15 protein-coding genes are annotated in these 19,271 nt (G+C 70.1%); 9 read left to right on the top strand and 6 right to left on the bottom strand.

What is annotated here, in order from left to right; genetic code table 11:
* Nucleotides 1–288: 288 nt before the first annotated feature.
* Nucleotides 289–2,250 (bottom strand): acetate--CoA ligase, encoded by a 1,962-nt coding sequence (acs, locus tag QWJ38_RS08110; RefSeq protein ID WP_290358976.1) that lies wholly within the window; start codon nt 2,248–2,250, stop codon nt 289–291.
* A gap of 187 nt (nt 2,251–2,437) precedes the next feature.
* Between acs and QWJ38_RS08105 the strand changes: the two genes are divergently transcribed.
* The 3 genes from QWJ38_RS08105 to QWJ38_RS08095 all read left to right on the top strand — a co-directional run bounded on the left by QWJ38_RS08105 (nt 2,438) and on the right by QWJ38_RS08095 (nt 5,247).
* Nucleotides 2,438–2,653, top strand: coding sequence for a hypothetical protein (locus tag QWJ38_RS08105; RefSeq protein WP_290358548.1), 216 nt, complete (start codon nt 2,438–2,440; stop codon nt 2,651–2,653).
* Between the two features lie 62 nt (nt 2,654–2,715).
* On the top strand, nt 2,716–4,257 hold the full coding sequence (locus QWJ38_RS08100; protein ID WP_290358547.1) for a fumarate hydratase: 1,542 nt from the start codon (nt 2,716–2,718) through the stop codon (nt 4,255–4,257).
* 90 nt (nt 4,258–4,347) lie between these two features.
* A complete protein-coding gene (locus QWJ38_RS08095) occupies nt 4,348–5,247 on the top strand; it encodes a c-type cytochrome (protein ID WP_290358546.1) in 900 nt (299 codons plus the stop codon).
* 6 nt (nt 5,248–5,253) lie between these two features.
* On the opposite strand, the gene QWJ38_RS08090 is transcribed toward QWJ38_RS08095, so the two are convergent.
* Entirely contained in the window at nt 5,254–6,693 is a 1,440-nt protein-coding gene (locus QWJ38_RS08090; RefSeq protein WP_290358545.1) for a peptide MFS transporter, read from the bottom strand.
* A gap of 141 nt (nt 6,694–6,834) precedes the next feature.
* Here QWJ38_RS08090 and ahr point away from each other — a divergent pair, with 141 nt between their 5' ends.
* Together ahr and QWJ38_RS08080 are read left to right on the top strand one after the other, a co-directional pair.
* Nucleotides 6,835–7,869, top strand: a complete 1,035-nt coding sequence (ahr, locus tag QWJ38_RS08085; protein ID WP_290358544.1) for an NADPH-dependent aldehyde reductase Ahr — start codon at nt 6,835–6,837, stop codon at nt 7,867–7,869.
* Between the two features lie 157 nt (nt 7,870–8,026).
* Nucleotides 8,027–8,188 carry a hypothetical protein gene (locus QWJ38_RS08080; RefSeq protein WP_290358543.1) on the top strand — a complete coding sequence of 54 codons (162 nt, stop codon included), beginning with the start codon at nt 8,027–8,029 and terminating at the stop codon, nt 8,186–8,188.
* 23 nt (nt 8,189–8,211) lie between these two features.
* Here QWJ38_RS08080 and QWJ38_RS08075 read toward each other — a convergent pair whose 3' ends face one another.
* From QWJ38_RS08075 to QWJ38_RS08065, 3 genes are all read right to left on the bottom strand, one after another.
* The gene (locus QWJ38_RS08075; protein WP_290358542.1) at nt 8,212–9,735 is read right to left on the bottom strand and encodes a methyl-accepting chemotaxis protein; all 1,524 of its coding nucleotides are present in this window, start codon (nt 9,733–9,735) and stop codon (nt 8,212–8,214) included.
* An 88-nt stretch (nt 9,736–9,823) separates the two neighbouring features.
* Nucleotides 9,824–11,128 (bottom strand): mechanosensitive ion channel family protein, encoded by a 1,305-nt coding sequence (locus QWJ38_RS08070; protein WP_290358541.1) that lies wholly within the window; start codon nt 11,126–11,128, stop codon nt 9,824–9,826.
* Nucleotides 11,129–11,138: 10 nt separating this feature from the next.
* Nucleotides 11,139–12,074 (bottom strand): histone deacetylase family protein, encoded by a 936-nt coding sequence (locus QWJ38_RS08065; RefSeq protein WP_290358540.1) that lies wholly within the window; start codon nt 12,072–12,074, stop codon nt 11,139–11,141.
* A 44-nt stretch (nt 12,075–12,118) separates the two neighbouring features.
* Here QWJ38_RS08065 and QWJ38_RS08060 point away from each other — a divergent pair, with 44 nt between their 5' ends.
* The 4 genes from QWJ38_RS08060 (at nt 12,119) to mltB (ending at nt 17,627) form a co-directional block, all read left to right on the top strand.
* On the top strand, nt 12,119–13,075 hold the full coding sequence (locus tag QWJ38_RS08060; protein WP_290358539.1) for an AAA family ATPase: 957 nt from the start codon (nt 12,119–12,121) through the stop codon (nt 13,073–13,075).
* Nucleotides 13,076–13,471: 396 nt separating this feature from the next.
* The gene (locus QWJ38_RS08055) at nt 13,472–14,461 is read left to right on the top strand and encodes a DUF58 domain-containing protein (protein WP_290358538.1); all 990 of its coding nucleotides are present in this window, start codon (nt 13,472–13,474) and stop codon (nt 14,459–14,461) included.
* Nucleotides 14,458–16,503: a transglutaminase TgpA family protein gene (locus tag QWJ38_RS08050; protein ID WP_290358537.1), complete on the top strand. Its 2,046-nt coding sequence runs from the start codon at nt 14,458–14,460 to the stop codon at nt 16,501–16,503. Before QWJ38_RS08055 ends, QWJ38_RS08050 begins: the two co-directional genes overlap by 4 nt.
* A complete protein-coding gene (mltB, locus tag QWJ38_RS08045) occupies nt 16,503–17,627 on the top strand; it encodes a lytic murein transglycosylase B (protein ID WP_290358536.1) in 1,125 nt (374 codons plus the stop codon). The genes QWJ38_RS08050 and mltB overlap by 1 nt, the downstream gene beginning before the upstream one ends.
* Here mltB and QWJ38_RS08040 read toward each other — a convergent pair.
* The gene (locus QWJ38_RS08040; protein WP_290358535.1) at nt 17,611–19,155 is read right to left on the bottom strand and encodes a methyl-accepting chemotaxis protein; all 1,545 of its coding nucleotides are present in this window, start codon (nt 19,153–19,155) and stop codon (nt 17,611–17,613) included. The two genes, mltB and QWJ38_RS08040, sit on opposite strands and share 17 nt — an antisense overlap.
* Between the last annotated feature and the right edge of the window lie 116 nt (nt 19,156–19,271).

Below are 19,271 nucleotides of genomic sequence, written 5' to 3'. Positions count from 1 at the left end.
CGGCCTGGAGCAGCTCGGTCAGTAAGCCTGACCGAGCTGCTCGAGGATCGCGGGATTCTGGTGCTCACCCACATCGCTGCGCGATATGAGTGAGCCCCGAACCCGGCCATTTGGCTGCGCCGACCGCGCGCCGCGCGGCCAGGAACAGCTCGGTCAGTAAGCCTGACCGAGCTGCTCGAGGATCGCGGGATTCTGGTGCTCACCCACATCGCTGCGCGATATGAGTGAACCCCGAACCCGGCCATTCGGCTGCGCCGACCGCGCGCCGCGCGGCCTGGAGCAGCTCGGTCAGTAAGCCTGACCGAGCTGCTCCAGGATGGCCGGGTTCTCCAAGGTACTCGTGTCCTGTGTGACTGCTTCGCCCTTGGCCACCGCGCGCAGCAGGCGCCGCATGATCTTGCCGCTGCGGGTCTTGGGCAGGTTGTCGCCGAAGCGGATGTCCTTGGGCTTGGCGATCGGGCCGATTTCCTTGGCCACATGGTCGCGCAGCTGCTTGGCGATCGCCTTGGCCTCCTCACCGCTGGGGCGTGGGCGCTTCAGCACGACGAAGGCGCAGATGGCCTCGCCGGTCGTGTCGTCCGGGCGGCCGACGACGGCGGCCTCGGCGACCAGTTCGGTGCAGCTGACCAGGGCCGATTCGATCTCCATCGTGCCCATGCGATGGCCGGACACGTTCAGCACGTCGTCGATGCGGCCGGTAATGGTGAAGTAGCCCGTTTCGGCGTCGCGGATCGCGCCGTCGCCCGCCAGGTAATAGCCCTTCAGCTCCGGCGGGTAGTAGCTCTTCTTGAAGCGCTCGGAGTCGCCCCAGATCGTGCGGATCATCGAGGGCCAGGGCTTCTTGACGACCAGGATGCCGCCCTGCCCGTTCGGCACATCGTTGCCGGTCTCGTCGACGATGGCGGCGCTGATGCCCGGGAAGGGCAAGGTGCAGGAGCCCGGCACCAGCGGCGTCGCACCCGGCAGCGGCGTGATCATGTGGCCGCCGGTCTCGGTCTGCCAGAAGGTGTCGACGATGGGGCAGCGGCCACCGCCGATGTTCGCGTGGTACCACTCCCAGGCGGCCGGGTTGATCGGCTCGCCGACCGAGCCGAGCAGGCGCAGGCTGCTCAGGTCGTAACGCTTAGGGTGCACGGCCTCGTTGCTCTCGGCCGCCTTGATCAAGGCCCGGATCGCCGTCGGCGCGGTGTAGAAGATCGTCACCTTGTGCTTCTCGATCATCTGCCAGAAGCGGCCGGCGTCCGGATAGGTGGGCACGCCCTCGAACACGATCTCGGTGCCTCCTAGCGCCAGCGGGCCGTAGGCGATATAGGTATGGCCGGTGACCCAGCCGATGTCGGCCGTGCACCAGAACACGTCCTCGGGCTTCAGGTCGAAGGTCCACTTGGTCGTCAGCGCCGCATGCAGCAGATAGCCGCCGGTCGAATGCTGCACACCCTTGGGCTTGCCGGTCGAGCCCGAGGTGTAGAGCAGGAACAGCGGGTGCTCGGCCTCCACCCATTCGGGCTCGCACGTGGTGCTCTGGCCGGCCAGCAGTTCGTGCAGCCACAGGTCGCGGCCGGCCACCCAGGCAATCGCGCCGCCGGTGCGCTTGTAGACGACCACGTCCTTGCAGCTGGGGCAGCTGTTGTCGGCCAGCGCCTCGTCGACGATGGCCTTCAGCGGCAGGGCCTTGCCGCCGCGCTGCTGCTCGTCGGCGGTGATCACCATCACCGCGCCGGCGTCCTGCACGCGGTCGCGCAGCGATTGCGCCGAAAAGCCGCCGAACACCACCGAGTGGGTGGCGCCGATGCGGGCGCAGGCCTGCATCGCGACGACGCCCTCGACCGACATCGGCATGTAGATGACGACGCGGTCGCCCTTCTTGACGCCGCGCGCCTTCAACGCATTGGCCAGCTGCGCGACCTTGGCCAGCAGTTCGCTGTAGCTGACCTGGGTGACTGTGCCGTCGTCGGCCTCGAAGATGATCGCCACCTTGTCGCCCAGGCCGCGCTCGACATTGCGGTCCAGGCAGTTGTAGGAGACGTTCAGCCGGCCGTCCTCGAACCATTTGTAGAACGGCGCATCGCTGTCGTTCAGCGTCTTGGTGAACGGCGTCTGCCAGCTGATCAGCTCGCGCGCCAGCCGCGCCCAGAAGGCCTCGTGATCGGCCTCGGCCTCCGCCACCAGCGCCTGGTAGCCGGCCATGCCCTTGACATGGGCCTGGGCCTGCCAGTCGGGGCTGGGCAGGTATTGCTTGCTCTGGGTCATCGCTCTTGTCTCCTCGGCCTCGCCGTCGATATCGTCATCCATGCGGAACTGGCGCAACTGTGCGTCCCGTCTCTGACGAACCGCTTACTCTAGGGCAACAGGCCCGGCACAGGCACAAGCGCTCTTGTCCTACAGCGGCCGCCGCGCCGCGCCCCTAGAGTCTGAGGCGCCGACTCTGGAGAAGCGCATGGCCGACTCGCATCTCGCCTACCTGCTGTGGCTGGATGCGGAGGACTGGGTGCAGCATTGCGAGCGACGCCTGTTCACCGACCGGCACATCCCCAGCCCGCCGGAGCTGGAGGAACTGGTCGGCCTGCGCTCGCTGGCCGCGCGGAGCCTGGCCGTCTTCGTCGCGGCGGTCGACGAGAATCTGCGGCGCTTTCGCTGCGACCGAAGTCCGTGAACAGGCGGTGCGGCGGCCTGCGGGATAATCCCGAGACCCTCTCACGAAGCCTTCGGACCACCATGAGCACCACGATCCGTTACGCCGACCTCGTCGACAGCGTCGCCGCCGCCCTGCAGTACATCAGCTACTACCACCCGGCCGACTACATCCAGCATCTGGCGCGCGCCTACGAGCGCGAGCAGAGCGCCGCGGCCAAGGACGCGATCGCGCAGATCCTGACCAACTCGCGCATGTGCGCCGAGGGCCGTCGCCCGATCTGCCAGGACACCGGCATCGTCAACGTCTTCCTGAAGATCGGCATGGACGTGCGCTGGGGCGACTTCCCCGGCTCGATCCAGGACGCCGTCAACGAGGGCGTGCGCCGCGCCTACAACCACCCGGACAACAAGCTGCGCGCCTCGGTGCTCAGCGACCCGATCTTCGAGCGCAAGAACACCAAGGACAACACGCCGGCCGTCGTCTTCATGGAAGTCGTGCCCGGCAACACGGTGGACGTGATCGTCGCGGCCAAGGGCGGCGGCAGCGAGAACAAGAGCAAGGTCTATATGCTCAACCCCAGCGACAACATCGTCGACTGGGTGCTGAAGACGGTGCCGACCATGGGCGCGGGCTGGTGCCCGCCGGGCATGCTGGGCATCGGCGTCGGCGGCACGGCCGAGAAGGCAGCGCTCTTGGCCAAGGAAGCGCTGATGGATGACATCGACATGTACGAGCTGCTCGAGCGCGGCCCGCGGAACAAGCTCGAGGAGCTGCGCATCGAGCTGTACGAGAAGGTCAATGCGCTGGGCATCGGCGCCCAGGGTCTGGGCGGCCTGACCACCGTGCTGGACGTCAAGATCAAGACTTACCCGACGCATGCGGCCTCCAAGCCGATCGCGATGATCCCGAACTGCGCGGCCACCCGCCACGCCCACTTCGTGCTCGACGGCTCCGGCCCCAGCTATCTGGAGCCGCCCAGCCTGGATCTGTGGCCCGATGTGCACTGGGCGCCCGACTACAACAAGAGCAAGCGCGTGGACCTGAACGCGCTGACCCCCGCCGAGGTGGCCAGCTGGACGCCCGGCCAGACCCTGCTCTTGAACGGCAAGATGCTGACCGGCCGCGACGCCGCGCACAAGCGCATCCAGGACATGCTGGCCAAGGGCGAAAAGCTGCCGGTCGACTTCACCAACCGCGTCATCTATTACGTCGGCCCGGTCGACCCGGTGCGCGACGAGGTCGTCGGCCCGGCCGGCCCGACCACGGCCACGCGCATGGACAAGTTCACCGACATGATGCTGGCCAAGACCGGCCTGATCGCGATGATCGGCAAGGCCGAGCGCGGCCCGGTCGCCATCGAGTCCATCAAGCAGCACAAGTCGGCCTATCTGATGGCCGTCGGCGGCTCGGCCTATCTGGTCTCCAAGGCGATCAAGGCGGCCAAGGTGGTCGGCTTCGAGGACCTGGGCATGGAAGCGATCTACGAGTTCGACGTCGTCGACATGCCGGTGACGGTGGCCGTCGATGCCGGCGGCACCAGCGCCCACATCACCGGCCCGGCCGAGTGGCAGGAGCGCATCGCCTCGGGCAAGGCGGTCAAGATCCCGGTCACCGCCGGCTGAGCGAGACCGAACCGCCCGGGGCCGCGTTTGTAGGGATGTGCGGCCCGGCCCGAATCGGGATACTCCCGCCGTTCAAAAACGGGAGTCCCGATGAAGCCCTGGATCAAGTACAGCCTCGCCGGCCTGGCGGGCCTCGCCCTGCTGGCCGGTGCCGGCGTCGCCTACGGCCTGATGGCCGCCGATCGCAAGATGGAGCGGCGCGTCGCGCTCAGCGTCGCCGCCGTGCCCTACACCAGCGATGCCGCCGCCATCGAGCGCGGCCGCTATCTGTTCTCCAGCCGCGGCTGCGTCGACTGCCATGGCGCGGACGGCGCCGGCCGCGCCTTCATCGACTCGCCCGAGATGCGGGTCAAGGGCCCCAATATCAGCCCCGGCCCCGGCAATGTGGTCGCCGCCTACCGGCCCGAGGACTGGGTGCGGGCGATCCGCCACGGCGTCAAGCCCGACGGCCGGCCGCTCTTGATCATGCCCAGCGAGGACTACAACCGCTTCACCGATGCGGACCTGGCCGCCCTGGTCGCCTATGTGCGCCAGCTGCCGCCGGCGGCCGGCACGGCGGCCGAGCTGAAGCTGCCGCCGCCGGTGCGGGTGCTCTACGGCCTGGGCCTGATCCCGGACGCCGCCTCGCGCATCGACCATGCCCGGCCGCCGCAGCAGCCGGTGCCCGAAGGCCTGACGCTGGAGCATGGCCGCTACGTGGCGAATATGTGCATCGGCTGCCATGGCGAGCGGCTGTCCGGCGGCAAGATCCCCGGCGGTCCGCCGGACTGGCCGGCCGCCGCCAATCTGACGCCCGGCGAGGGCACGGCGATGACGCGCTATCCCGATGCCAAGAGCTTTGCCGCGCTGATGAGGAGCGGCAAGCGCGCCGATGGCTCGGCGGTCGCGGTGATGCCCTTCGGCTCGCTGGGCCAGATGAGCGACACCGACCTCGGCGCGCTGCATCTGTACCTGCAAAGCCTGGCGCCGCTGAAGGCCGGCGGGCGCTAAAGCGCCTCAGGCCGCGGCCGGCTCTTCCTTCGTCTCGGGCAGCAGCAGGCGGCCGAAGAAGAAGCGGAAGCTCAGCAGCAGCAGGCCGGCGCCGGCCACCAGCAATGCGTGCAAGCCCCAGAACTCGCGGCCCGGCAGGGTCTCCAGCAGGCCCGCCAGCCAGCCGACCAGGGTGTTGCCGACGAACAGGTGCAGGTAGTACATGCCGATCACCAGGCCCTCCAGCCGGCGCGGTGCCGCGCGCGAATACAGGGCCAGGCCGACCGGCATGATGTTGGCAAAGCCCAGGTCGTTGACCAGCGTGTAGCCCAGGGTCCAGGCCAGGCTGATCTTGCCCTGGCCGCTGTCGATCAGGCCGGCGGCGATCACCAGCAGCGCCGGCGCGCCGGCGGCCAGCAGGGTGCCCAGGGCCATCTTCAGCAGCTCGTCCGGCTCGCGCCGCTTGGTCGCCCACCAGCGCCAGAAGGCGATCGAGGCGACCATGGTCGCGGTGCTGACGAAGGCATCGACCGCCTGCAGCCAGGTCACCGGCACTTCCCAGCCGAACAGCAGCAGGTCCATATGCTTTTGCGACCACAGCGGATAGGCGTTGTAGAACTGCTGGTTGCCGACGATGGACAGGGTCAGCACCGGGATCAGCACGATTAGCAGGGCCAGCCGCGCCTTGTCGGCGCTGCTCATACGCGGCCGCGGCTCGCTTGACCTGGCGGCGCGGGCCCGCAGCGGCTCGGGCGGCAGCCAGCGCCGGCCGGCCAGATAGACGACCAGGCCGATCACCATGCCGATGCCGGCGGCGCCAAAGCCCCAGTGCCAGGCCACCTTCTCGCCCAGGGTGCCGCAGACGATGGGCGCGGCGATCACCGCGATCTGCACCGCCAGCATGAAGATCTGGAAGGCGCTGGCCCGGCGCAGGTCACCGGGCCGGTAGAGATCGCCGACCTGGGCGGCGATATTGCCCTTGAAGCAGCCGACGCCGACCAGCAGGCAGGCCAGCGCGGCCAGGAAGCTGGCCTCGAAGGCCATCAGGAAATGGCCCAGCGCCATCAGCGAGGCGCCAATCACGACCGTCTTGGTGCGGCCCAGCAGCCGGTCGGCCAGCAGGCCGCCGAACAGCGGCGTCAGGTAGACCAGGCCCGCATAGAGGCCGAACACCACCGAAGCCAGCTGCTGCGGGGAGCGCGGGCCGGTGGCGCTCTCGATCCAGCGCCGCAGCGCCTCCATGCCGGCCACCTGGCCGATGTTCTCGGGCAGGAACAGATAGTTGCTTAGGTACAGCACCAGCAGCGCCTGCATGCCGTAGTAGGAGAAGCGCTCCCACAGCTCGCAGAAGGACAGCCAGCCGAGGCCCGCCGGATGGCCGAAGAAGGCGCGGTCGGCGCGGTCGGCGTGGCGTTCGGACGGCGCCGTCGCGCCGGCGTCCGCCGTGATCGTCGATGAGGTGGTCATCAGAGGGAAACCGAGAAAAACGACAAGCCGCGACTGTCAGCGAAAGCCGCCCGCCCCGCAAGGCCGGAAAGTCCCAGAGGTGACCGTCGCAAACCCCCGGCGCGCGCAACAATGCGCGATCGACCCCCAAGGAGAAACCGCATGTCCGCCATCCGTGCCTGGGCCGCCCTGCAACAGGGCGGGCCGCTGCAGCGATTCGATTTCGAAGCCGGCCCGCTGGGCGAGGAGGAGGTCGAGATCCGCGTCGAGCATTGCGGCATCTGCCATTCCGATCTGGCGATGATAGACAGCGAGTGGTATCCATCCAGCTATCCGCTGGTGCCCGGCCACGAGGTCGTCGGCGTCGTGACCGCGCTCGGTGCGCAGGCCAAGGGGCGCCGGATCGGCCAGCGCGTGGGCATCGGCTGGCACACGGCCAGCTGCCTGCACTGCAATTTCTGCCTGGGCGGCGAGCAGAACCTCTGCGCCAAGCGCCAGCCGACCATCGTCGGCCGCCACGGCGGCTTCGCCGAGCGCCTGCGCGCGCACTGGAGCTGGGCGGTGCCGATCCCGGACGCGCTGGACCCGGCCGCGGCCGGCCCGCTGATGTGCGGCGGCGGCACCGTCTTCCTGCCTTTCGTCATCCATTCGATCCAGCCGACCGACCGGGTCGGCGTCGTCGGCATCGGCGGCCTCGGCCATCTGGCCGTCAAGTTCGCGCGCGCCTGGGGTTGCGAGGTGACGGCCTTCACCTCGTCGCCGTCCAAGCGCGAGGAGGCGCTGGCGCTGGGCGCGCACCGCACCGTGTCCAGCGTCGATGTGAAGGAATTGAAGGCGGCGGCCGGCAGCCTGGACTTTCTCTTGGTCACCGTCGGCGCCAGCCTCGAGTGGGACGCGCTGATCGGCACCTTGGCGCCCAAGGGTCGGCTGCATCTGGTCGGGGTCGTCACCGACAAGCTGAGCCTGCGCAGCGGCTCGCTCCTGAGCTGGCAGCGCAGCCTGTCGGCCTCGCCGACACCGTCGCCAACCCTGCTGGCCCGGATGCTGGACTTCTCCGCCCGGCACCAGATCCTGCCCCAGGTCGAGCACTTCCCGATGAGCCGGGTCAACGAGGCGATCGAACACCTGCGCTCGGGTCGCGCGCGCTACCGCGTCGTGCTGGATGCGGATTTCGCCGAGCTCGAGGCGAAAAGCTGAGAACTACTGCACAAACGCGACAAATCCCCCTGTAAACGAGGGTGGTGTCCCGATCCGCTTACGGAGAAGATCCGCGCCACTGAACACCCGCCCACGAAGGCGGGGTCGAAGGCGGGATTGAGGGCCGGATCGAAGATCCCGGGATGGAGGAAGAGCGATGTGGATTTCTGAATTCTGGTACGAGAAGCTGCCCTGGGTCTATGCGGGCTGCGGCCTGCTGGCGCTGTGGCTGATCGGACGGCCGGCGGCGCTCAGCGCCACGCTGCTGTTCGGCGCGGCGGTGCTGACCGCCTGGTGGCGCTACAGCCACCGGCGCTGAGCGCAGGCGGCTGAGCCCGCCCCTCAGGCCAGCCGGAACACCTTGACCAGCGCGCTGAGCCGTTCGGCCTGCGCGTTCAGGCTCTGCGCCGCCGCCGTGCTCTCTTCGACCAGGGCGGCGTTCTGCTGCGTCACCTCGTCGAGCTGGCTGACCGAGCGGCTGACCTGCTGGATGCCACCGCTCTGCTCGCTGGTGGCGCTGGAGATCTCGCTGATCAGACCCGAGACGCGCTGCACCTGGGCGACCAGTTCGCCCATGGTCTGGCCGGCCTGCTGCACCTGGCGGGCGCCGCTCTCGACCTTCTCGACGTTCTCGGCGATCAGGCTCTTGATCTCGCGCGCCGCCTGCGCGCTGCGCTGGGCCAGCGAGCGCACCTCGGAGGCGACCACCGCGAAGCCGCGGCCCTGTTCCCCGGCGCGTGCCGCCTCGACGGCGGCGTTCAGCGCGAGGATATTGGTCTGGAAGGCGATGCCGTCGATCACCGCGGTGATGTCGGCGATCTTGTGGCTTTGCGCGCTGATCGCGTCCATGGTCTGCACGACCTGGCCGACCGCCTGACCGCCCTCGGCCGCCACGCCGCTGGCCGTGCTGGCCAGCTGGGTCGCCTGCTGGGCCGACTCGGCGTTGTGGCGCACCGTCGACGAGAGCTGGTCCATCGCCGAGGCGGTCGCCTGCAGATTGCCGGCCTGATGCTCGGTGCGGGTCGACAGGTCCTGGTTGCCGGCGGCGATCTCGCCCGAGGCCAGCGCTATCGAGCCGGCCGCCTCGTTGACATCGGCGACCAGATTGCGCAGCGAATCGCGGGTGCGTTGCAGCGCCGACATCATGCTCTGCGCATCGCCGGCCTGCACCGGCACCTCGACCAGCAGATCGCCGGCCGCGACCTTCTCCAGCACCTCGCGCGCGACGGCCGGATCGCCGCCGAGCTCGCGCCGCATCACGCCGCGCAGATTGAGCACGAAGGCGATGCAGATGCCGGCGCTGAGCAGCACCAAGCCCAGCATCCAGCTGCGCGCCGCGCCCATCGCCGCGCCGGCCGCGCCGCGCGCCGCTTCCTTGTCGGCGGCGCTGAGCTTCTTCAGATCGAGCAACTCGGTCCGCAGTTCGCGCCAGGCCGGCGTCTCCTGCTTGTTCAGGAGCGCCGAGGCCGCGGCGGCATCCTGCGCGACCAGGGTGACGACCTCCTGCTGCACCTGCGCCAGCTTGGTCCGCATGCCGTCCATCGCGCGCAGCTTGGCCTGCTGCTCGGGCTTGGCGGCGGCCAGCGCGGCCTTGCTCGCCTTCTCATAGGCCTTGCTGGCCGCGTCCAGGTTCTCGTAGGCCTTTTTGTTGGCCGGGTCGAGCACGATATTGCGCAAGGCCTGGCCCATCTGCAGGCCCTGGGCATACATCTCGCTGGCCTCGGCGGCCAGCGCGTCCTCCTGGGCGAAGTACTGGCCCAGCTGAGTTTCCATCCGGACCGTGCCGGTCACGACCACCGCCCCGAGCACCAGCAGCAACGCTGCCGGCACCGCCTGGGCCACCATCACTCTTTGAATGAAGCGCATAACTTTTGATTCCCTGTACACCACGCAGCACATGGCTCTGGGATGCTATCGACTCGCTGCGCCGGGTGCACGGCGAAAAGCCGGCGCTTCAGGGCTTATTCCCGCTTGGCGGCTGATACTGCGTCCAGCGTTGCACAAAGGGGATGGTCACGTTCAACTCCTGCAGTTTGCGCAGGATGGCCAGATTGACGTCGGAGCGCACGCCGCCGGTGCCGTTCTCGGGATCGGCGATCCAGAACCAGATCGTCAGCTCCAGGCCCTCGGGCGCGAACTGGCTCAGCTGCACGGCGGGCCCCGGCTCGGCCATCACCCGCGGCTGCTGCAGCGCGACCTCGACCAACTGCGGGATCAGCGCATCGACATCGCTGCCGCCGGCCACCAGCACCGTCGTGCTGATCATCACGCCGGCGCCGCCCAGCGAGGCGTTCTCGACCCGCTGCGTGATCAGCAGCTCGTTCGGCACGATCGCGTGGCGGCCGTTCAGCGCGCGGATGATGGTGTAGCGGGTCTTGATGTCGCTGATGCGCCCCTCGAAGCCGTCGACACGGATCACGTCGCCGATGCGCAAGGCGCGCTCGGCCAGGATGACGAAGCCCGACACATAGTTGGCCGCCAGCCGCTGCAGGCCCAGGCCGATGCCGACGCCGATCGCGCCGCCCAGCACGCCCAGCGCCGTCAGGTCGATGCCGATGCTGGACAGCGCGATCAGCAGACCGATGAACAGCAGCAGCGCCCGCAGGGCATTGGCGGCAATCTTGCGCAGCGACAGATCCATCGTGCCGGCGCGCAAGAGCCGCGCCTCGACGCCCGAGGACAGCCACAGCGCCAGCACCATCACCAGCACGGCCGTCAGCCCGCCCTCGAGCAGATTGCGCAGCGACAGATGGGCCGAGCCGAGCTTGAAGGTGATCTGGTCCAGCTCGTCCAGCAGCATCGGCAGCAGGCCGGTGATCCAGAGGATCGCGCCGCCCCAGGCCAGCCAGGACACGCTGCCCTCGATCAGGCGCACCAGGCGCGACTGCGGCAACGCCGCCGACAGCACCCGCACGGTCAGCCGGATCATGAGCAGCGAGACCAGCAGCGGCAGCGCGACCCTGAACAGCGCCGGCGGCAGGCCCAGCCAGGGCAGCGCTGCCCGCACGCCCCAGGCCAGCACCAGGGCCAGGCCGGGGAACAGCACGCCATCGATGATGCGCTTGCCAAACAGCACCGGCGCCGGCGTGGCCTCGGGCCCGCGCGCGCGCCGCAGCTGCGCAACGATCAGCGCCGCCAGGCCCAGGCAGGCCAGCAGGAGCGCCAACTCGACCAGCGCGGCCGGCCGCATCAGCGCGGCGCCCAGCGCCTCCCAATCCTCGAAGCTCAGCGGCTTCGGCAGCGACTTCTCCACCCCCATGCGGCCGGCCTCAGATCCCGGCCAGCACGCGCAGGTGCGCGCCGACGCTGCGCGCCAGCGCGCCGAGGTGGTAGCCGCCCTCCAGGCAGGAGACGATGCGGCCCTTGGCATGGCGCTCGGCCAGCCCCTTGATGCGCAGGGTGATCCATTCGTAGTCGGCCTCGACCAGGCCCAGCTGGCCCAGGTCGTCGTCGCGATGCGCATCGAAGCCGGCCGAGATGAAGACCATCTCGGGCTTGAAGCGCTCCAGCTCGGGCATCCACATCGCCTCGATCATCTCGCGCACATCCATGCCGCGCGTGTAGGCCGGCAGCGGCACATTGACCATGTTCTGGCCCTTGGGCACGGCGCCGCTGAAGGGATAGAGCTGGTGCTGGAAGATGCTGACCATCAGCACCCGCTCGTCGTTGGCGATGATGTCCTCGGTACCGTTGCCGTGATGGACGTCGAAGTCGACGATGGCCACGCGCTTGAGCCCGCGCACGTCCAGCGCATAGCGCGCGGCGACCGCGACATTGTTGAAGAAGCAGAAGCCCATCGCCTGCTCGCGCGTCGCATGATGGCCGGGCGGGCGCACCGCGCAGAAGGCGTTGTCGGCCTCGCCATCGAGCACCAGGGCCGTCGCCTGCACGGCGGCGCCGGCCGCATGCAGGGCCGCCGACCAGGTGTGCGGCATCGCGATCGTGTCCGGGTCGATCGCCTTCGATTCGCCGCTGGCCGCCAGCTCCTGCAGCAGCGCGCTGATCTCGCCGACATAGCGCCGGGTGTGGGCGCGCTCGACGTCGACCAGATCGACCGGCCGCGCCTCGTGCCGCTGCAGCGCGACGTCGATGCCGCTGGCGATCAGCCAGTCCTCGATCGCGTCCAGGCGCTGCGGGCATTCGGGATGGCCGGGGCCCATATCGTGCCGACGGCAGGCGGGATGGCTCAGATAGGCGGTGGGCATGGATGTGGTCGGGGCGGGCCTGGTTTTGCGCTATGGTCGCCTGCATGACGCACGATCATCCAGAAACCAGCCTGGCGCTGAGTGCGCGCCTGGCGGCGCTGCAACAGCAGATTAGCACGATCATCAAGGGCAAGCCGGCGCAGATCAAGGACTGCATCGCCTGCCTGATCGCCGGCGGCCATCTGCTGATCGAGGACCTGCCCGGCGTCGGCAAGACGACCCTGGCTCATGCGCTGTCGATCTCGCTGGGCCTGAAGTTCTCGCGCCTGCAGTTCACCGCCGACCTGATGCCCTCGGACCTGCTGGGCGTCAGCGTCTACGAGCGCCATCTCGACAGCGGCGCCGGCTTCGTCTTCCATGCCGGACCGGTGTTCGCCCAGGTGCTGCTGGCCGACGAGATCAACCGCGCCGGCCCGAAGACACAGAGCGCCCTGCTCGAGGCCATGGAGGAGAACCAGGTCAGCATCGACGGCGTCAGCCATGCCTTGCCGCAGCCCTTCTTCGTCATCGCCACGCAGAACCCCAGCGAGCAGCTGGGCACCTATCCGCTGCCCGAGTCGCAGCTGGACCGCTTTCTGATGTGCATCTCGCTGGGCTATCCGGACGAGCTGGCCGAACGCGAGCTGCTGTCGGGCCAGGACAGCCGCGAGGCGCTGCGCGCGCTGCGTCCGCTGATGAACCCGGCCGAGCTGCTGGCCGCGCAGCAGGCGGTGCGCGCGATCCACGCCGCGCCGGCCCTGCTCGACTATCTGCAGGCGCTGATCAAGGCGACCCGCTCGGGCCAGTGGTTCGCGGAAGGCTTGAGCCCGCGCGCGGGCCTGGGCGTGCTGCGCGCGGCGCGCGCGCTGGCGCTGCTCAACGGCCGCGACTTCGTCTCGCCCGACGATGTGCAGGCCATCCTGCCGCAGACGATCGCGCACCGGCTGCGCCCGCGCCCCGGCAGCGGCCGCGGCCCGCGCGAGCAGGTGCGGGCGATGATCGAGGCGATTCCGCTGCCGTGAGATGAAGCCCCTCGTCCAAGGAGTACCTTGGCCGCCCCCCCGGGGGGGCGGCGATGCTTGCCGGATTGACCGGCAAGCACATCGCCATGGCGGGCCGGCTTGGGAGCGGCCCGGCGCTCAGCCCGAATGCGCGGAAGACCGCTGCTCGCTGCCGTCCCGGCCCCGCCCGCTGACGGGTGGATCCGGGCGGTCGAGAGCGCAGCAGACCGGCGAGGCGCGCTTGCGCGCTACCAGGACTGACTCGGCGCGCCTGTCCGAGCGGCGCGTAGCGAAGCGAGTTCGCGCCGCGAGCCGGTTTGCGAGCACCGAGAGTAGTCGGCGCAGCCGACCCGATCGGCTGAACCCGGCAGCGGGCGGGGCCGGGACGGCCCACGCGAAACGCCACCGGAAACAACCGTGACTCCCCGAGAACGCTGGCGCGCCTGGTGGGACGCGCGTCATCCGCGCCGGGACACCCATCTGATGGGGCAGAACAATGTCTACATCCTGCCCAGCCGGCCGGGCCTGGCCTTCTGCCTGACATTGGCCCTGCTGCTGCTGGCCTCGATCAACGACCAGCTGAGCCTGGGCTATATGCTGAGCTTTCTGCTCGCCGGCGCGGGCCTGGCCTCGATGCACAGCACGCACGGCAATCTGCGCGCGCTGAGCCTGGACCTGAAGCCGCCGGGCGCCGTGTTCGCCGGCGAGGAGTTGCGCCTGGAGCTGCGCCTGCACAACAGCGGCCGCGCGCGCTTCGGCATCGGCGTGCATGCGCAAGGCAGCCCCGATGCCGAGATCGCCTGGACCGACGTGCCGGCGCGCGGCCATGCGCAATTGCAGCTGCGCCTGCCGGCCGGCGCGCGCGGCCTGCAGACGCTGCCGCCGCTGCAGATCGTCACCCGCTTTCCGCTCGGTCTGTTCCGCGCCTGGAGCATCTGGCGGCCGGCCGCCCAGGTCTGGGTCTATCCGCGGCCCGAGACGCCGGCGCCGCCCTTCCCGCCCCAGCGCGCGGACGAGGACGGCCGCGGCGAGGCGCTCGTCGCGCTGCGCCAGCAGGGGCAGGACTTCGAGGGCGTGCGCGACTACCGGCGCGGCGACTCCATGCGCCTGGTGCTGTGGAAGAAGGCGGCGCTGAGCCTGCAGCAGGGCACGCCGCTGTCGGTGCGCGAGACGCAGGCGCCGGCCGCGCGCACGCTCTGGCTGGACTGGCGCGACAGCGGCCATGGCATCGCCAGCGACGAGGAGGCGCGGCTGTCGCGGCTGAGCGCCTGGGTGCTGGCGGCCGAGAAGCTGCAGGCACCCTATGGCCTGCGCCTGCCGGCCGGCGAATGGCCGCCGGCGCTGGGGCCGGCGCAGCGCCAGCTCTGCCTGGAGCAGCTGGCGCTGCACCCGGGAGCGGCGCGATGAAGCCGCTGAGCCGCGACGCGCGCGACACTGTCTTCCTGCTGGCGACGATCGCCGCCATCGTGCTGCCGCATGCCGGCCATCTGCCGCTCTGGGCCAGCGCGATCACCGCGCTGGTGCTGCTCTGGCGCGGCCTGCTGGCCTGGCGCCAGCAGCCGCTGCCCGGCCGCGCGCTGCTGCTGCTGGTGCTGCTGGTTGCCGGCAGCCTGACCTGGCTGACCCACCGCACCCTGCTGGGCCGCGAGGCCGGCATCACCATGCTGGTGATGCTGCTGGCGCTGAAGACCTTGGAGCTGCGCGCGCGCCGCGATGCCTTCGTCGTCTTCTTCCTCGGCTTCTTCCTGGTGCTGACGCAGTTCCTCTATTCGCAGTCGCTGCTGACGGCGGCCTGGATGCTGGTTGCCGTCTGGGCGCTGCTGTCGGCCGTCGTGCTGGCGCAGATGCCGGTCGGCCAGCCCAGCCTGGCCCTGGCCGCCCGCCATGCGGCGCGCACCACCTTGTACGGCCTGCCGGTGATGCTGCTGCTGTTCCTGCTGTTCCCGCGCATCGCGCCGCTATGGGGCGTGCCGGCCGACGCGGTGGGTCGCACCGGCCTGTCCAACCAGCTCGATTTCGGCGCCATGGCCGAGATCGCCAACGACGATGCGATCGCGCTGCGCCTGCGCTTCGGCGCCGATCTGCGCGGCGCGCCGCCGCCGCCGGACGCGCGCTATTTCCGCGGCCCGGTGCTGAGCCGCTTCGACGGGCGCAGCTGGCGCGTCGAGGGCAGCGTCGGCGCCGACACCCTGCAGCCGCAGGGCCGGCCGCTGGTCTATGAGCTGACGATGGAGCCGCTACGCATCGGCGTGCTGCCGCTGCTGGAGATGAGCCCCGGCGCGCCCGGCAGCGAGCTTGGCCTGGACGGGCTGACGCTCCGGCGCGGGCCCGAGCTGCAATGGCAGAGCCCCCGGCCGATCACCGAGCGGCTGCGGCTGCGCGCCGAGGCCTATGCGCAGTACCAGGCCGGTGCCGAGCAGCGGCCGGCCGCGTTGCGGCCCTGGCTGGAGCTGCCGGCCGGCTTCAATCCGCGCAGCCTGGCCTGGGCGCGCGCGCTGCGCGCCGAGCCACGCTTCGCCGCCCTGGACGAGACGCGGCTGGCGCCGGCGCTGGCCGCGGCGCTGCTGGCGCACATCCGCGCCAACGAATTCCTCTACACGCTGTCGCCGGGCCGCTACGGCCAGACCAGTCCGCATCTGATCGACGAGTTCTGGTTCGACCGGCGGCTGGGCTTTTGCGAGCATTTCTCGGCCGCCTTCGTCGTCATGCTGCGCGCGATGGGCGTGCCGGCGCGCATCGTCACCGGCTTCCAGGGCCTGGACCCCGCAGCGCAGGATGGCTACTGGATCGTGCGCAACAGCAATGCCCACGCCTGGGCCGAATACTGGGTGCCGGGCCGCGGCTGGCAGCGCGCCGACCCGACCGCGGCGATCGCGCCGCAGCGCATCGAGCAAGGCCTGGCCCTGCGGCCGGCGGCCGGCGCGCTGGAGCGCCTGAGCCCGGCGCTGTGGCCGCAGCTGCGCCGCGGCTGGGAGACGCTGAACAACCGCTGGCAGCAACTGGTGCTGAACTACTCGCGCCAGAACCAGTTCGATCTGCTGCAAAGCCTGGGCTTCGAGCGGCCCGACTGGGCGGCGCTGGGCCGGGTCGGCGCGGCGGTGATCGCGCTGCTGGCGCTGGCCGGCGGCGCCTGGACGCTGTGGCAGTCGCGACCGCACGATGCCTGGTCGCGCCAGCGCGAGCGCCTGCTGCGCGAGCTGCACGCCTGGGGCATAGACGCCGCCGCGCACGAGGCGCCGAGCCGCTGGGCCGCCCGCCTGCAGGCGCGTCATGGCGCGGTTGCCGCGCCGGCCGCCGGCCTGCTGCTGGCGCTGGAGCGCGCGCGCTATGCGGCCCCCTCGTCCGCCGCCACCCGCGAAGGCTGGCGCCAGCGCCGGCGCTGGCTGCGCGAGTTCCGCGCAGCAGGCCGTATGCTGCGCAGCAAGCCAAGCGAACCGATACCCTCCTGATGTCCTCCCGTTTCCTGCTTCCCCTGCCCCTGCTGCTGGGCCTGGCCCTGGCCAGCGTCGACCGCCCCGCCAGCGCCGCCCAGACCGTGCCGGTCTCCAGCGGCAAGCACAAGAAGGCCAAGAAGCCGGTCGCGAGCCCGCGCGACAAGGCGCCGCAGCCCTTCGGCGAGCGCGCCGAGCTGATGGCCTTCGCCGACGCGCTGGCCGCCGAACAGGGTTGGGATGCGCAGCTGCTACGCGGCCAGCTGGCGCAGGCGCAATCGATGCCGGTCGTGCAGCGCCTGATCATGCCGCCGCCGGCTGGCACGGCCAAGGATTGGGCCGCCTACCGCGCCCGCTTCGTCGAGCCGCGCCGGCTGCAGGCGGGCCTGGCCTTCTGGGCCGACAACGAGGCGGCGCTGGCACGCGCCGAGCAGCGCTATGGCGTGCCGGCCGAGCTGATCGCTGGCCTGATCGGCGTCGAGACCTTCTACGGCCAGATCACGGGCGGCTTTCGCGTGATCGATGCGCTGGCCACTCTGGCCTTCGATTTCCCAAGCGGCCGCAGCGACCGCAGCGCCTTCTTCCGCACCGAGCTGGCCGAGTTCCTGAAGCTGACGCGGCGCGAGGGCCTGGACCCCTTTGCCGTCAAGGGCTCCTATGCCGGCGCGATCGGCCTGCCGCAGTTCATGCCCGGCAGCTGGAACCGCTATGCGGTCGACTTCGATGGCGACAGCCATGTCGATCTGGCCGGCAGCCCGGCCGACGCGATCGGCAGCGTCGCCCATTACCTGGCCGAACATGGCTGGCAGCGCGGCATGCCGACCCATTACAGCGTCGCCCTGCCGGCCGACACGGCCGCGCGCGCGCGGCTGCTGGCGCCCGACATCAAGCCCACGTTCAGCATCGCCGAGCTGCAGGCGGCCGGCGCGCAGCCCTCCGAGGCGGCGCTGCAGCATGCCGGCCCGCTGGCCGTCGTCGAGCTGCAGATGGGCAAGGCCGCGCCGGTCTACTGGCTGGGCACCGAGAACTTCTACGCGCTGACGCGCTACAACTGGTCCAGCTATTACGCGATGGCCGTCATCGACATGGGCCAGACGCTGGCGGCGCTGCGCCGCGCCAACGCGATCAGCGGAACACGCTGACCGCCTCGACCAGACGCGCGGCCTGCTGCTGCAGGCTCTGCGAGGCGGCCGTGCTCTGCTCGACCAGGGCGGCGTTCTGCTGGGTGATCTGGTCCAGATGGGCGATCGACTGACCGACCTGGCCGATGCCGGCGCTCTGCTCGACCGTGGCCGAGCTGATCTCGCCGATCAGATCCGACACGCGCCGCACCTGGGCGACGATCGCCTCCATCGTGCGGCCCGCATCGTCGACCAGCTTGCCGCCCACCTCGACCCGCTCGACGCTGGCGCCGATCAGGCTCTTGATCTCCTTGGCCGCCTCGGCGCTGCGCTGCGCCAGGCTGCGCACCTCGGCCGCGACGACGGCGAAGCCGCGGCCCTGCTCGCCGGCGCGTGCCGCTTCGACGGCCGCGTTCAGCGCCAGGATATTGGTCTGGAAGGCGATGCCGTCGATGACGCCGATGATGTCGGCGATCTTCTTCGAGCTGGCCGAGATGTCGCGCATCGTGGACACGACCTGCGAGACGGCGTGACCGCCCTGGGCCGCCGCATCGCTGGCCGCGCCGGACAGCTGGTTTGCCTGCTGGGCCGTGTCGGCATTGTTCTTGACCGTCGCCGTCATCTCTTCCATCGACGAGGCCGTCTGCTGCACGCTGGCGGCCGCCTGCTCGGTGCGCGAGCTGAGGTCGTTCGTGCCCTGGGCGATTTCGTTCGAGGCCGTCTCCACCGTCAGCACCTGCTGGCTGACATCGTCGACCAGCCAGCGGAACATCAGACCCAGCTGGTTGATCGTGCGCATCGTGATGCCGATCTCGTCGACCCGGTCCATCTGCAGGGCCTGGCGACTCGCGCCGCTGGCGACCTGCAGCGCCTGCTCGCGCATCTGCTCCAGCGGCCGCGCGATCTGCGTCTCCAGGAAGAAGCAGGACAGGGCCGCGGCCGCCAGCGCCATGCCGGCCAGTTCACCGAGCGCCATGCCGCCCAGGCCCAGCAGCGAGGCGCCGCCGACCAGCGCCAGCGCCGGCAGCAGCAGGGCCCAGCGGATGCGGGCCCGCACCGACATGGTCTTCAGCAGCGAGGTCCAGCCCCAGAGGCCGCCGCGCACGATCAGACCCTTGTGGAAGCGGCGGTTGCCGGCGCGGCCCTCGCGGAAGTCGCGGTACAGGCTCTCGGCCGCGGCGATCTCCTCGCGCGAGGCCTTGGTGCGCACCGACATAAAGCCGCTCGTGCGGCCATTGCGCACGACCGGCGTCGCATTGGCGCGCACCCAGTAGTGGTCGCCATTCTTGCGGCGGTTCTTGACCAGGGCCGTCCAGGGCTCGCCGCCCTTTAGCGTCGCCCACATATCGGCGAAGGCCTCACGCGGCATGTCCGGGTGTCGCACCAGATTGTGCGGCTGACCCTGTACCTCCTCGCGGCTGAAGCCGCTGACCTCGATGAAGGCCGCGTTCGCATAGCTGATATGGCTTTGCGCGTCGGTCGTCGACATCAGCGTCGCGTTATCGGGAAACTCGTACTCGCGCTGGGTGACGGGTTCGTTGACTCTCATGGCTCGCATTCCGTGCTGCTTTGGTCCGATCGACATGACGCGGATACCGATCGGAATTGAAGCAGTCGGGCGCACGGCGGGCACGCCGGCCGCAAGCGCGGCAGTGAGATATCACC

The organism is Roseateles violae (genome assembly GCF_030410485.1).
GTDB classification, from domain to species: Bacteria; Pseudomonadota; Gammaproteobacteria; order Burkholderiales; family Burkholderiaceae_C; genus Roseateles_D; species Roseateles_D violae.
This window is presented reverse-complemented; position numbering and strand designations above follow the sequence as displayed.